The organism is Streptomyces sp. NPDC056347, assembly GCF_042262625.1.
Taxonomy (GTDB): Bacteria; Actinomycetota; Actinomycetes; order Streptomycetales; family Streptomycetaceae; genus Streptomyces.
In genome coordinates this window covers 1-13,522 of record NZ_JBHJQP010000208.1, presented here as the reverse complement: position 1 = coordinate 13,522, position 13,522 = coordinate 1, and the positions used below count along the sequence as shown (strand labels likewise).

At 70.4% G+C, this 13,522-nt stretch carries 11 protein-coding genes; 3 read left to right on the top strand and 8 right to left on the bottom strand.

Annotated elements, in window-relative coordinates:
- The 8 genes from ACFCV8_RS31955 to ACFCV8_RS31920 all read right to left on the bottom strand — a co-directional run.
- The coding region (locus tag ACFCV8_RS31955) for an ATP/GTP-binding protein (protein ID WP_030739219.1) at positions 1 to 305 on the bottom strand (305 nt) is incomplete at its 3' end.
- Positions 286 to 939 carry a DUF742 domain-containing protein gene (locus ACFCV8_RS31950; RefSeq protein WP_376688986.1) on the bottom strand — a complete coding sequence of 218 codons (654 nt, stop codon included), beginning with the start codon at positions 937 to 939 and terminating at the stop codon, positions 286 to 288. The genes ACFCV8_RS31955 and ACFCV8_RS31950, both read right to left, overlap by 20 nt.
- Positions 940 to 1,028: 89 nt before the next feature.
- Positions 1,029 to 1,442: a roadblock/LC7 domain-containing protein gene (locus ACFCV8_RS31945; RefSeq protein WP_376688985.1), complete on the bottom strand. Its 414-nt coding sequence runs from the start codon at positions 1,440 to 1,442 to the stop codon at positions 1,029 to 1,031.
- 10 nt (positions 1,443 to 1,452) lie between these two features.
- Positions 1,453 to 4,662: a nitrate- and nitrite sensing domain-containing protein gene (locus ACFCV8_RS31940; protein ID WP_376688984.1), complete on the bottom strand. Its 3,210-nt coding sequence runs from the start codon at positions 4,660 to 4,662 to the stop codon at positions 1,453 to 1,455.
- A gap of 348 nt (positions 4,663 to 5,010) precedes the next feature.
- Positions 5,011 to 5,592 (bottom strand): ATP/GTP-binding protein, encoded by a 582-nt coding sequence (locus tag ACFCV8_RS31935; RefSeq protein WP_376688983.1) that lies wholly within the window; start codon positions 5,590 to 5,592, stop codon positions 5,011 to 5,013.
- Positions 5,573 to 5,980 carry a DUF742 domain-containing protein gene (locus tag ACFCV8_RS31930; RefSeq protein ID WP_352276250.1) on the bottom strand — a complete coding sequence of 136 codons (408 nt, stop codon included), beginning with the start codon at positions 5,978 to 5,980 and terminating at the stop codon, positions 5,573 to 5,575. The genes ACFCV8_RS31935 and ACFCV8_RS31930 overlap by 20 nt, the downstream gene beginning before the upstream one ends.
- 131 nt (positions 5,981 to 6,111) lie before the next feature.
- Positions 6,112 to 6,525 (bottom strand): roadblock/LC7 domain-containing protein, encoded by a 414-nt coding sequence (locus tag ACFCV8_RS31925; RefSeq protein ID WP_259934900.1) that lies wholly within the window; start codon positions 6,523 to 6,525, stop codon positions 6,112 to 6,114.
- Between the two features lie 9 nt (positions 6,526 to 6,534).
- On the bottom strand, positions 6,535 to 10,305 hold the full coding sequence (locus ACFCV8_RS31920; RefSeq protein ID WP_376688982.1) for a nitrate- and nitrite sensing domain-containing protein: 3,771 nt from the start codon (positions 10,303 to 10,305) through the stop codon (positions 6,535 to 6,537).
- A gap of 587 nt (positions 10,306 to 10,892) precedes the next feature.
- Here ACFCV8_RS31920 and ACFCV8_RS31915 point away from each other — a divergent pair.
- The 3 genes from ACFCV8_RS31915 to gltX all read left to right on the top strand — a co-directional run bounded on the left by ACFCV8_RS31915 (position 10,893) and on the right by gltX (position 13,464).
- Positions 10,893 to 11,081, top strand: coding sequence for a hypothetical protein (locus ACFCV8_RS31915; RefSeq protein ID WP_376688981.1), 189 nt, complete (start codon positions 10,893 to 10,895; stop codon positions 11,079 to 11,081).
- 141 nt (positions 11,082 to 11,222) lie between these two features.
- Positions 11,223 to 11,999 (top strand): fumarylacetoacetate hydrolase family protein, encoded by a 777-nt coding sequence (locus ACFCV8_RS31910; protein WP_376688980.1) that lies wholly within the window; start codon positions 11,223 to 11,225, stop codon positions 11,997 to 11,999.
- The gene (gltX, locus tag ACFCV8_RS31905; protein WP_376688979.1) at positions 11,992 to 13,464 is read left to right on the top strand and encodes a glutamate--tRNA ligase; all 1,473 of its coding nucleotides are present in this window, start codon (positions 11,992 to 11,994) and stop codon (positions 13,462 to 13,464) included. The genes ACFCV8_RS31910 and gltX overlap by 8 nt, the downstream gene beginning before the upstream one ends.
- Positions 13,465 to 13,522: the final 58 nt, after the last annotated feature.

Genomic DNA, 13,522 nt, shown 5'->3' with positions numbered 1-13,522 from the left:
AGGTCGTCCCACATGAACCAGAAGCGGTCCTGACCGGGTGTACCGAAGAGGTACAGGATCAGGTCCTGGTCCAGGGTGATACGGCCGAAGTCCATCGCCACCGTGGTGGTCGTCTTGTCCCCGGTGTGCGTCAGGTCGTCGATGCCCGCGGAAGCGGACGTCATCACGGCTTCGGTACGCAGCGGATTGATCTCCGAGACGGCACCGACGAACGTGGTCTTACCCACGCCGAAGCCCCCTGCCACCACGATCTTCGCCGAGGTAGTGGAGCGGGCTGCTCCGCCGCTAGAGCTTGCGAAGTCCACTGAGCACCCTTTCGAGCAGTGTCACATCTGGCTGGCCGCCGGCGGACTCGTCGCCGCCGGGCTGATGGATAGCGACGAGTCCGGCCTCGGCCAGATCGGCCACGAGGATCCGGGCAACGCCGAGGGGTATCGAGAGCAGTGCCGAAATCTCGGCGACCGACTTGATCTCGAAGCACAGCCGGCAGATCCGCTGGTGCTCGGGCAACTGCCCTTGCAGCCGGGACGGATCGGCCGTGGTACTGACCAACGCCTCAATGGCGAGTTGGTAGCGCGGGCGGGTCCGGCCACCGGTCATGGCGTACGGACGAACCAGCGGGTTGTGCGCGGACGGCGCGGCGGGCTCGGGAATCTGCCTCGGCGGCACCGGCTGGACACGGGGCGCCCGGGGAGGGTCGTAGCGGTGCGGCTGCTGCGCGTGCCACCCGGTGTCCTCCTGGGCGCCCCCCGGCTGCTGCGCGTGCCACCCGATGTCCTCCTGGGCACCTCGTGGCCGCTGCGGCTGCTGGTAGGGCGGGAAAGAAGGCTGGGCGCCCTGTCTGCTGGGGGCCGAGGGGAAGTTGAACCGGTTGTCCCCGTGCTCACCCGGTACCTGTCGGCCACCGTCGTACTGGTGCCCGTTCTGGGGTGTGTCCACGATTCCTCCTCCGACTGCCGGTCCCGATCCCAGTGGGTCCGCGCCACCGCACCTTATGGCCCAGTGGCGCGAAACGCACTGTCTGTCTATTAGTTAAGAAGACTTCCCTGGAGCTCGGCCCGGAGATCCGGAGTCAGAACACTGCCCGCCCGGTCGACGAGAAGTGCCATTTCGTACCCGACCAGACCGATATCTGCGTCCGGGTGGGCGAGGACGGCCAGCGAGGAGCCGTCCGAGATGGACATCAGGAAGAGGAACCCGCGTTCCATCTCCACCACCGTCTGGCTGACGGCGCCGCCCTCGAAGATCCGGGAGGCGCCCGCGGTCAGCGAGGTCAGCCCGGAGGCGACGGCGGCCAGCTGGTCGGCGCGGTCACGGGGGAATCCTTCGGACATGGCCAGCAGGAGTCCGTCGGCGGAGACCACCACCGTGTGGGACACCCCGGGGGTGTTGTCCACGAAGTTGGTGATCAACCAGTTCAGATTCTGCGCCGCCTGGCTCATCGGGCTCACACTAACGCTCCTGGTCGTAGGTATTACTGTCGTCCGAACCCGCGCTGCGTCCCCGGAGCACGCCCCGCCGCAGGTTGCTCAACCTGCCGCGGATGTCCTCGGGGGCGCGGGAAACCTGAGGGCCGTCCTGCACGGCCTGCTCCGCCGTGCCCTCGACCAGATTGGCCTTGGGCACGCGCCGGGGAAGACCGGACGGGGTGATTCCGCCCGCCTTCGGCTCCCGGAGCTGCTCGGCCCGCTCCCAGCGCTCGTCGTTGGCCGAGTGCCAGTCGTCGGAGCCGTTTCCGTCCTGCTGCGCGTCCTGCCGCTGCGGCAACTCCTGCTGCTGCGGCGGCTGCTGCGCGGCGGCGGGCCGATGGCTGCCACGGCCGGTGGGCTGCCAGTGCTGCTGACCACCCCGGCGCGGCAGACCGGCTTCGGTGAGCTCGTGGCCGGAGTTGGGCGTGGGCCCCGAACGGTCGAAGCCTACGCGCTCCTGCGGCTCGGCGGGGGCAGACGGGACGGATGATTCCGCTTCCGCCGGTGCCGCCGGCTCGTACGCGCCCTGGTGGCCGCCCTGTTCCGGCCACTCGTCCTGCTGGGTCCCGGGAGCGAACTGCCCGTCGTGCGCGGCCTGCCGGACCTCTCCGGCCGCCTGCCCGGACTCCGCGTGAACGGCGTCCGGAGAGGCGTCGTACGGGGCGTAGCCGCCCGCGTACGGGTCCTGGCCGTACTGCTGGTGGCCGTACTGGTCCTGGTGGTACTGCTCCTGGCCGTACTGCTCCGGCTGCGGCTGCTGACCGTATCCGGCCCCGGCGTACGGGGCCTCGGTGTACGGGGCCCCGGCGTAGGGCTGTCCGTCCTGGGCGGCGTACGGCTGCTGGGCGAACTGCTGCTGCTCGCCGGAGGTCTGCGCCTCCAGCGCCGCCCGGCGCCCCTCGCGCATCAGCGAACGGCCCACCGGGTCCAGCGTGGCCCCCGCCGGGGGCTGCTCGTAACGGGAGTCGTCGAAGCCGAGTTCGGCCGCGGTGCGCTGGTGCGCCTGGGGCTGCTGCTCCAGGCCCTGCTGCTCCGGGATGATCGAGGAGACGGTGAAGTCACCGGCCGCGGCGTCCGGTTCGCCACCGCCGCCGTGCGTGATCGCGTCCGGCAGCATGACCAGCGAGGTGGTCCCGGCCTGCTCGCCCGAGGGGCGCAGCTGGACCCGGATGCCGTGCCGGTCGGAGAGGCGGCCGACCACGAACAGGCCCATCCGCTGCGACACCGTGGCGTCCACGGTCGGCGGGTTGGCCAGCCTGTGGTTGATGTCGGCGAAGTCCTCGGGGGTGAGACCGATGCCCTTGTCGTGGATCTCGATCATCATGCGGCCGTCGGGCAGCCGGGTCGCGGTGACCCGCACCTTGGTCTGCGGCGAGGAGAACGTGGTCGCGTTCTCCAGCAGCTCGGCCAGCAGGTGCACCAGGTCGGTGACCGCCTGCCCGTGGATCTCGGTCTCGGGTATGCCGGTCAGCTCGATGCGCTCGTAGGACTCCACCTCGGAGGAGGCGGCGCGGAGCACGTCGACCAGCGGCACCGGCTGGTTCCAGCGGCGGCCGGGCTCCTCGCCCGCGAGGACCAGGAGGTTCTCGCCGTTGCGGCGCATCCGGGTGGCCAGGTGGTCCAGCCGGAAGAGGTTCTCCAGCTGGTCCGGGTCGGCCTCGTTGTTCTCCAGGTCGGTGATGAGGGTCAGCTGGCCCTCGATCAGGGACTGGTTGCGGCGCGACAGGTTGGTGAAGATCGCGTTGACGTTGCCCCGGAGCATGGCCTGCTCGGCGGCGAGCCGTACCGCCTCGCGGTGCACCTGGTCGAAGGCGCGGGCGACCTCGCCGATCTCGTCCCGGCTGTGGATCGGGATGGGCTGGACCCGGGTGTCGACCCGGCCCGGCTCGGCCCGCGAGAGCTGGTCGACCAGCATCGGCAGCCGCTGCTCGGCGATGCCGAACGCGGCCGTGCGCAGCCGGCGCATGGAGCGGCTCATCTGCCGGGCCATGAGACCGGCCAGGGCGAAGGCGGCCAGCAGGGCGACGATCACCACGGCGGCGTTGACGAAGGCGTCGGTCCGGGCGCCGGAGGAGATGCCCGCCGCCTCGTCGACCGCCTTGTCGACGAGCTCGTTCTCGACCGTGGTGTAGCCGTCGAACTTGGCGGTGGCCGCGGCCATCCAGGTCTCCGGCGTAATGCCCTTCGCGGCCAGCTTCTCGGGCGGCTTGCCCTGGGAGATCTGCTCGGCCATGCCGTCGAAGACGGAGCCGTCGATGCTGGGCGGGGTCACGAACGGCACCCCGGTGGCGTCGGCCTGCTCCTTGGCCTTCTTCAGCTTCTCGTTGCCCTCGTCGGCCTTGGCGGCCAGCACCTGCTTCAGCCGGGCCGCGTCCTCCTCCGTGGCCCCGGAGACGAACTCGCCGAGGGCGACGTCCTCCAGGTAGTTGTACGAACCGAAGGCCTTGACCTGGGCGTCGAACGTGGCGCGCTGCTGGCTCGGCCGCACCAGCAGATGCATGCCGATGGAGCGCTGAAGCGATTCTGCGGCCTTGGCGAGCTCCAGCGCGTAGACCGAACGGCCGTAGCTGGTGATGTTGCCCGTGCCCAGCCCCAGTTCGTTGCTGAACTCCATCAGCGAGTGCTGGACCTTGACGTAGCCCTCTTCCGTCTTCACCGGGTCCATGGCTTCGGTGAAGGCTGCCTTGCGCAGCCCGGGGAGGGTGGGCTCCTCCAGCCGGAAGAGCCGCAGGCGCCGCTCCAGGCCCTTCTTCCTCGGCATGTCCTTGACGGCCTCGTTGAACTTGCCCGCCGCGTTGTCCGTGGTGGTCTGGACCTCTGTAATGGCGGCGGCGTCGCGCTTGTTCGACAGCAGCGGCTGGGCGGAGAGGTCGCGCTCGTTGAGCAGTGCCTGGCCGTACTCGGCGGCGGCGCGGACGATCAGCGCGGTCTTCTCGGCGTTCTCGGCCTCGCGCCAGGTGTCGATCGACCCCTTCACCTGGAAACCGCCCATGACCAGGCCGACCAGGACGGGGATCAGGAGGATCGCGTTCAGCCGCGTGGCCACCCGCCAGTTGCGCGGGGACAGCCGGCCGGAACCGCCGGCGGGCGCTTCGGCGTCCGACGCATCGGCGGACGACACCGCGGCGCGCGACGGAGGGGTGAAATTGCCCCGCTCCCGCTGCGCCGTGGAGCCCGCGTTGCTTCGCCTCACTCGACCAACAACCTCTCGGCGTCGGCACCTACGCTGTGCCGTGTTTCGTTCAGGGCCGTACTACTTGGAAGTTCGTCGAATTCCAGCATGGGGACCGGTCGCGTTCCAAACAGTCGGAACCTGTCATTCCGAGTGGCCCAGGCCTCAGATAAAACGGGCATAAGGAACGAGCCCCGCCAAAAGGCGGGGCTCAGATGTGCGCTGAGGCACCAGACGGATGCGTCGGGTGTCGATCGCGGGGCAATTCTCTGTCGAAACGTTATGAATGCCGGGGGTGGATCGTGTCAAACGACACAGTCCACCCCCGCCCGACTACGGCAACTAGCGTACGGCAATACCGACTTGTGCCTACTTGAGCCGCGCCATCAGCGCGTGCTCCACGAGCGTGATCAGACCGCTCTTGGCGTCCGCGCGGTGCCGCGCGTCCGTCGTGATGATCGGGGTGTCGGGGCCGATCTGGAGGGCTTCGCGGACTTCGTCGGGGGTGTAGGGCTGGTGTCCGTCGAAGCCGTTGAGGGCGATGACGAAGGGGAGTCCGCTGTTCTCGAAGTAGTCGACGGCGGGGAAGCAGTCGGCGAGGCGGCGGGTGTCGACGAGGACGACGGCGCCGATGGCGCCGCGTACGAGGTCGTCCCACATGAACCAGAAGCGGTCCTGACCGGGTGTACCGAAGAGGTACAGGATCAGGTCCTGGTCCAGGGTGATACGGCCGAAGTCCATGGCGACGGTCGTCGTCGTCTTGCCCCCGGTGTGCGTCAGGTCGTCGATGCCCGCGGACGCGGACGTCATCACGGCCTCGGTACGCAACGGGTTGATCTCCGAGACGGCACCGACGAACGTGGTCTTGCCCACGCCGAAGCCCCCGGCCACCACGATCTTCGCCGAGGTGGTGGCCCGGGTCGCGCCGCCACTAGAGCTTGCGAAGTCCACTGAGCACCCTTTCGAGCAGTGTCACATCCGGCGCGCCGCCGGCCTCTCCATTGCCCGGCTGGTGGATGGCCACCATGCCGGCTTCCGCCAGGTCCGCGACGAGAATCCGGGCCACACCGAGCGGCATCGACAGCAGCGCCGAGACCTCGGCCACCGACTTGACCTCACGGCAGAGGTGGCAGATCCGCTGGTGCTCGGGGAGCAGCGTCGCCATGTGCGCGGGGTCGGCCGTGGTGGAGACCAGCGCCTCTATGGCGAGCTGGTAGCGAGGCCGGGTCCGGCCACCGGTCATGGCGTACGGGCGGACCAGTGGCTGGTCGCCTTCACCGTCGTACGACGCGTGGTGCAGTGCGCCGTACGGATCGGGTGAGGCGGGTGGCGGGGTCATGAATCCTCCGGGCGTGACAGCAGTGCTTCGACGTGCCGTCTGGTGAGGCCGGTGGGGGCGCTGATCGGCCTGACGGGCGAGGGTTGAGGGCGTTCCTGGGGCAATCGAGTCTGTCATCGATCCAAGGACGCCTAGTGAAGCAGGCTGCCTTGGAGTTCGGCACGGAGGTCGGGGGTGAGGACGCTGCCCGCGCGGTCGACCAGCAGGGCCATCTCGTACCCGACCAGACCTATGTCGGCGTCGGGGTGGGCGAGGACGGCCAGTGAGGAGCCGTCCGAGATGGACATCAGGAAGAGGAACCCGCGTTCCATCTCCACGACTGTCTGGCTGACGGCGCCGCCCTCGAAGATCCGGGAGGCGCCCGCGGTCAGCGAGGTCAGCCCGGAGGCGACGGCGGCCAGCTGGTCGGCGCGGTCACGGGGGAATCCTTCGGACATGGCCAGCAGGAGTCCGTCGGCGGAGACCACCACCGTGTGGGACACCCCGGGGGTGTTGTCCACGAAGTTGGTGATCAACCAGTTCAGATTCTGCGCGGCCTGACTCATCGGGCTCAACTAACGCTCCTGCTGGTGAGTGGGGCCGAGTGGGAAACTGCCGGTCGACTGGCCGTTGGCCTGCCGCCCCTGCTGAATGCCCCGGCGGAGATTGGTCAACCGCCCGCGCACGTCGTCGGGGGCACGTGACACCTGCGGACCGGACTGATGGTTCTGCTGCTGAGCGGTTCCCGGCACCAGGTTGGCGCGGGGCACTCGACGCGGCAGGCCGGAAGTGGTGACTCCGCCCGCCGCGGGCTTCTTGACCCGCTCCGCCTGCCGTACGAGTTCGTCGTTCGGCGAGGGGCGCCAGGAACTTGCGGGGGTTCCTCCCGTGTCGCCGCCACCGGCCGGGGCCGCGGGAGCCGGGGACTCCGGGGCCTGACGACGGGGGAGGGACGAGTCCGGCGCCTGCGGCTGGGCGGGCTGCTGGGCACTGTGCTGCTGGGAGCTCTGCTGCGGGCCGTGGAACCAGTTGGTCTCCAGGGTGTCGTACAGCGGTGTACGACCGTCCCCGGGCCCAGCGGCGGGCAGCGCCTCGGGCCGCGGCTGCTGCGGCACCTCGGGGCGGTACTGGCCCTCGGCGGCGGGCGGGCGCGGGGCGCCGAAGTCGTCGCCCAGGCCCTGCGGGTCGGGGGCCTGGAAGCCCTGGTCCTGCTGGGCGCGGAAGCCCTGGTCCTGCGCCCGGACCGGCTGCTGCTGCGGCTGCCCGAAGTCCGGGCGGGCGAACTGCGCGGTGCTCGCCGGGTCCTGGCCGGGGAAGTCCTGCGGGGCGTGGGCCTGCGGGAAGTGGGCCTGCGGAGCCGGGGCGGAGAAGTCCGGGCGGGCGAACTCGGCGGTGGAGCCGGGGCCGTGCTGCTCGTCCAGCGGCATCCCCGGGGCGGGCTGCGGGTTCACCGGGCGCTGGAACTGGCCGGTGGACTCGGGCTCCTCGTGACCGCGCGGGGCGTCCAGCGGAGCATGCCGCGCCTGGTCCTCGGCACCCCAGCTGGTGGTCTGCGGGCGCTGCGGTACGGGGTATCCGCCGGTCGCCGGGGACGGGGCGCCGGGCAGCTCGGCACGCGGGCCGCCGACGGGGGGCAGCTGGCGCTCGGGCTCGCCCTGGCCGGGCTGCTGGAAACCGCCCGGACCGGCCGGGTTCGGCCGGCCCTGCTGCGGCTGGGACTGCTGCCAGGCGGCGTTCTCGTCCTGACGGCCCTGACCGGGGCCCTGGCGCTTCTCGCTGAACAGGTCGGGGCGGCCGCCCGGCTCCTGACGGCCCGGGCCCTCGTTCTGGCCGCGGGCACCGAGACGGGCGCCGTTGCCGAAGGCGCCCGCGAGGCCGCCGCCGTGACGCTGCGGCTCCGGACGGGAGGCGTCCTGCGGTCCCGTCCCGGCCGGCGGGAACCCGGCGTCCGGCCGGCCCTGCGGCTGGCGCGGACCGGAGTCGCGGGAGGGCAGCGCGGCACGCGGCGCGGACCCCGCGCCGACCTGGCCGCGCGCTCCGCCCTGGCCCGGGGCGAGACGTCCGGCCGGGCCCGCCGGGGCGGAGCCGAGACCGGGGCGCGAACCGCCCGCCGGACCCGCCTGGCCGCCGGCGAGCGGACCGCCCGGGGCACCGGCCTGCTGACCGGGGGAGGGCTTGGGCGCGGGCTGCTTGCCACCGTGGGCGAGGTCGACGGGCAGCATGACCAGCGCGGTCGTACCGCCGGAGTCGGAGGGCCGCAGCTGGATCCGGATGCCGTGACGCAGCGAAAGCCGGCCGACCACGAACAGACCCATGCGGCGGGAGACCGAGACGTCCACGGTGGGCGGCGAGGCGAGCCGCTCGTTGATCGCGGCCAGGTCCTCCGGGGAGAGGCCGATGCCGGTGTCGTGGATCTCGACCAGCACCCGCCCGTCGGGCAGCGCGTGACCGGTGACCCGCACCTTGGTCTGCGGGGAGGAGAACGACGTGGCGTTCTCCAGCAGCTCGGCGAGCAGGTGGACGAGGTCGTTGACGACGCGGCCGGCGACCTCGGTGGCGGGTACCGCGGCCAGCTCGATCCGCTCGTACTGCTCCACCTCGGAGGCGGCGGCACGGAGCACGTCTACCAGCGGGACGGGGCGGGTCCAACGACGGCCCGGCTCCTCGCCCGCGAGGACGAGGAGGTTCTCGCCGTTACGGCGCATACGGGTCGCGAGGTGGTCGAGCTTGAAGAGCGAGGACAGCTGGTCCGGGTCGGCCTCGCGCGACTCCAGCTCGGAGATGAGCGAGAGCTGGCGCTGGATGAGGCCCTGGCTGCGGCGCGAGAGGTTGGTGAACATCGCGTTGACGTTGCCCCGGAGGAGGGCCTGCTCGGCGGCGAGGCGGACGGCCTCGCGGTGCACGTCGTCGAAGGCCGCGGCCACCTGGCCGATCTCGTCCCGGGAGTGCACGCCGACCGACTCGACCGAGGTGTCCACGTCCTGCGGGTCGGCCTCGGAGAGCTGCTTGACGAGTTCGGGCAGCCGGTCCTGGGCGACCCGGGTGGCGGTGTCCTGGAGGCGGCGCAGCGAACGGATCATCGACCGGGCGACGACGAAGGCGCCGACCAGCGAGACACCGAGCACGAGCAGGATGAGCGCACCGCTGATGATCGCTTCGCGCTTCGACTCGTCGCGGAGCTCGCGGGCCTTGCCCTCCATGTCGCTGAGGAGGGTCTCCTCGATGGTCGTCATCGCCCCGATCTTGGTGGAGCTCTGGTCGTACCAGTCGAGGTAGGAGCGCCGCGCGGTGCCCTCCATGCCCGTGGGGCTGTCCAGCACCTTCTTCGCGTAGGTGGAGGCGGCCTTGATCTCCGGGTTGCCCTCGTCGAGCGTGGCGGTCAGTTCGTCGGCGTTGTTGCCGGTGGCGGCGTACACGGACTTGAAGGAGCGCAGTGCCGACTGCTCCTCTTCCAACGCCAACTTGCCGAACTGCTTCTCGTTCGAGTCCATGTGCGGCTTTTTGTCGTCGTTGCCGCCGGGCAGGGCCGCGGCGATGACGGCCCGCTGGATCGAGGCGTACTCCTTGGCGGAGGAGAAGGCGGCCAGCGCACGGGTCCGCTTGATCATCTCCGAGTTGCTGGTCGCCTGCGCCATGTCCTGGGAGAGGCTCAGCAGCGAGGTGATCAGCTGGCTGTATTGGTCGACGGTCAGGAAGCTCGGGGCGCCGTTCGCATACGCCTCCTTGCGGATGCCGCGGATGCCGGCCAGCTGGCCCGCGATCTGCGAGGTGCTCGCGGCGATGCCTTCGAGAGCCTCGTCGCCGGAGGGGTCGCCGATCTCGTTCGTGGCTTGCAGGAAGGCGGTCTTCGCCCGGTCGGTCTTGCGGCGGGGCTCGGCGACCTTGAAGTCGTCGGGCTTCCCGCCGTTGGCCAGCGGACCGGCGGAGTTGTCGCGCTCCTCCTGGAGCGCCTGCGCCAGGGTGGTCGCCTGCTTCGTCAGCTTGGTCAGCAGCTGCATGTGATCAAGCTGCTGGATGTCGTTCATCGAATCGTTGATCCGCAGGCCGCCCAGTGCGGTCGCGGCGACCACGGGAAGGGCGAGCAGGGAAACCAGTCGGGTGCTGATGCGCCAGTTGCGCAGGGCGACGCGCGAGCCGGTGCCGGTCGATCCCTGGGACAGCGGCGAGGAGACCACGTCGGTGTCGTCGCCGCCCTCCGCGGCGGGGCGCTGAGCGCGCTCCCCGCTGTCGGCGGCCGTGGCCGGCCCGGGGTTCTGGGCGTGCGGGGCCGAGGGACCGCGGTCGGTCCCGCCGTGCGGCTCCTGCTCCGCCGCAGCGCTGCCATCCCTCTTGAAACGTCCCTGCACTAGCGTCGCAACCTCTGGACCAGGCGTCCCGCCCGCGCGAGGCGGTGGAACGGTGTCGGCGTCGTGGAGCGTCTCGTGCCCGCCCCATGGTGGTCGTGAGTGACCGGCGTCCTCTTCCCCTTCTCCGCCGCCACTCGGCGCTGTGTCGCGCCCCCTGCGCGCCGGTTTGAAACCCGCGGCGGTGCGTGGAATTCCAGCACAGTGCCGGATCTCCAACAAGGGCCTCGTGTCGCACCGTGACGTGAGTGACGCGTTGTGATTGACGAGTGACAAGCCGTGGAGCGTGATCATGCATAAAACGGTCGATAAGGAGCGAATTTTTAAGCCCCTGCGGGTGTCCCAGTCGCCATGGTCAGGAGTGGAATGGCTGATTCAGTGACGGAATGTCCTTTTCTGTCGGCGTGATCCACTGCCCGGAATGAGTGAATTGCGTGCACGGTCGTGAGCAAACTCACACAATGATCGTCGTCTCTTCCGGGCTTCCGCCGGGAATTGGATGTTTAGCCTGACGCTTTACTGGGATGGCACAACCGACCACCGGCGCCCCTCCCCGGGCGGCGCCCGTACCGACAGGGTCCGAACGGCAGATGAAGACGACGATGACGTTCCGCAACATTGCCAACCCCCGGCGCACCACGCTGGCGCACCTCAAGGACGCCGGTGAACTGCGGACGCCGGAGCAGCCGGAACACGCCGTGGAGCTGCCGGGCCAGACCGCCAACCCGCGCCGCACCATCCTCATGGAAGCCCCGGTCGCGGCCGCGGCCGCCGAGTAGCGCGGGCGCCGTCCCCCGGGCCGTCCCCCTCACCCCGTCGCCGCCCGCGCCGCTCGAAATCGGGGCAATCCCCGCCGGGCAACGCGTTAGCCTGGAGCGTCAGTCTTCAGCCAGCAAGCGAGTGAGGGGCGACAGCATCCCGTGCGCATCGCCAGGTTCTCCATCGACGGCAATGTCGCCTTCGGCGCCGTCGAGGGCGAGGGGCCCGATGGCCTCGTCCTCGACATCATCAAGGGCATCCCGTACGCCGAGTTCGAGCTCTCCGGCACCAAGGTCCCGCTGAGCAAGGTCCGTCTCCTGCCGCCCGTGCTCCCCAACAAGGTCGTGGCCATCGGCCGCAACTACGCGGAGCACGCCGCGGAGCTGGGCAACGAGGTCCCGGAGGTCCCCGTCGCCTTCTTCAAGCCCACCACCTCGGTGATCGGCTCCGGCGACGCGATCGAGTACCCCTCCTTCTCGAACGAGCTGCACCACGAGGCCGAACTGGCCGTGGTCATCGGCCGTATGTGCCGGGAAGTCCCGCGCGAGCGTGTCAAGGACGTCATCTTCGGCTACACCTGCGCCAACGACGTCACCGCCCGCGACGCCCAGAAGCGCGAGAAGCAGTGGGCCAGGGCCAAGGGCTTCGACACCTCCTGCCCGCTCGGCCCCTGGGTGGAGACCGACCTCGACCCCAGCGATGTCACCATCCAGGCGACGGTCAACGGCGAGCAACGCCAGCTGGGCCGTACGAGCGACATGATCCGCTCGATCGAGGACCTGGTCGTCCACATCACGGAGGCCATGACGCTGCTCCCGGGCGACGTGATCCTCACCGGCACCCCCGCAGGGGTCGGACCCCTCCATGTCGGCGACGAGGTCGCCGTCACCATCGAAGGCATCGGCACTCTCACCAACAAGGTGATCAAGCGTGGCTAACGCACCTGTACGCGTACGTTTCTGTCCCTCGCCGACCGGCAACCCCCACGTGGGCCTGGTCCGCACCGCCCTGTTCAACTGGGCCTTCGCCCGGCACCACGGCGGCACCCTGGTCTTCCGCATCGAGGACACGGACGCCGCCCGTGACTCCGAGGAGTCCTACGACCAGCTCCTGGACTCCATGCGCTGGCTGGGCTTCGACTGGGACGAGGGCCCCGAGGTCGGCGGCCCGCACGCCCCGTACCGCCAGTCGCAGCGGATGGACATCTACAAGGACGTCGCCGACAAGCTCCTCGCCGGCGGGTACGCGTACCACTGCTACTGCACCACCGAGGAGCTCGACACCCGCCGCGACGCCGCCCGCGCCGCCGGGAAGCCCTCCGGCTACGACGGCCACTGCCGCGAGCTGAGCGCCGAGCAGATCGCCGCGTACGAGGCCGAGGGCCGCACCTCCATCGTCCGCTTCCGGATGCCCGACGAGCCGCTCACCTTCACGGACCTGGTCCGCGGCGAGCTGACCTTCCAGCCGGAGAACGTCCCGGACTACGGCATCGTCCGCGCCAACGGGGCCCCGCTCTACACGCTGGTCAACCCGGTCGACGACGCGCTGATGGAGATCACCCACGTCCTGCGCGGCGAGGACCTGCTCTCCTCCACCCCGCGCCAGCTCGCCCTCTACAAGGCGCTCATCGAGCTGGGCATCGCCAAGGACACCCCCGCCTTCGGCCACCTGCCGTACGTCATGGGCGAGGGCAACAAGAAGCTCTCCAAGCGCGACCCGCAGGCCTCGCTCAACCTCTACCGCGAGCGCGGCTTCGTGCCCGAGGGGCTGCTCAACTACCTCTCCCTGCTGGGCTGGTCGATCGCCGAGGACCGGGACATCTTCTCCGTCGAGGAGATGGTGGCCGCCTTCGACATCAAGGACGTCAACGCCAACCCGGCGCGCTTCGACCTGAAGAAGTGCGAGCACGTCAACGCCGAGCACATCCGCCGGATGGACGTGAAGGCGTTCACCGAGGCGTGCGGCCCCTGGCTGAAGGCCCCGTTCGCCCCCTGGGCCCCGGAGGACTTCGACGCGGCGCAGTTCGAGGAGATCGCCCCGCACGCCCAGACCCGGGTCACGGTCCTCTCGGACATCACGGCCAACGTCGACTTCCTCTTCCTGGCCGAGCCGGCGACGGACGAGGCGTCCTGGAACAAGGCGATGAAGGAGGGCTCCGACGCCCTGCTGGTGACGGCCCGCGCCAAGCTGGCCGACGCCGAGTGGAACGCGGACGCCCTGAAGAACGCCATCCTCGCCGCGGGCGAGGAGCACGGCCTGAAGCTCGGCAAGGCCCAGGCCCCGGTCCGCGTCGCGGTCACCGGCCGCACGATCGGTCTGCCGCTCTTCGAGTCCCTGGAGATCCTGGGCCGCGAGAAGACCCTGGCCCGTATCGACGCGGCCCTGGCGAAGCTCGCCGCGTAACGCACGGGAGCACGCGCACACCCCGCGGGAGGGGGCGGACGGGCCGGAAGGCCCCGTC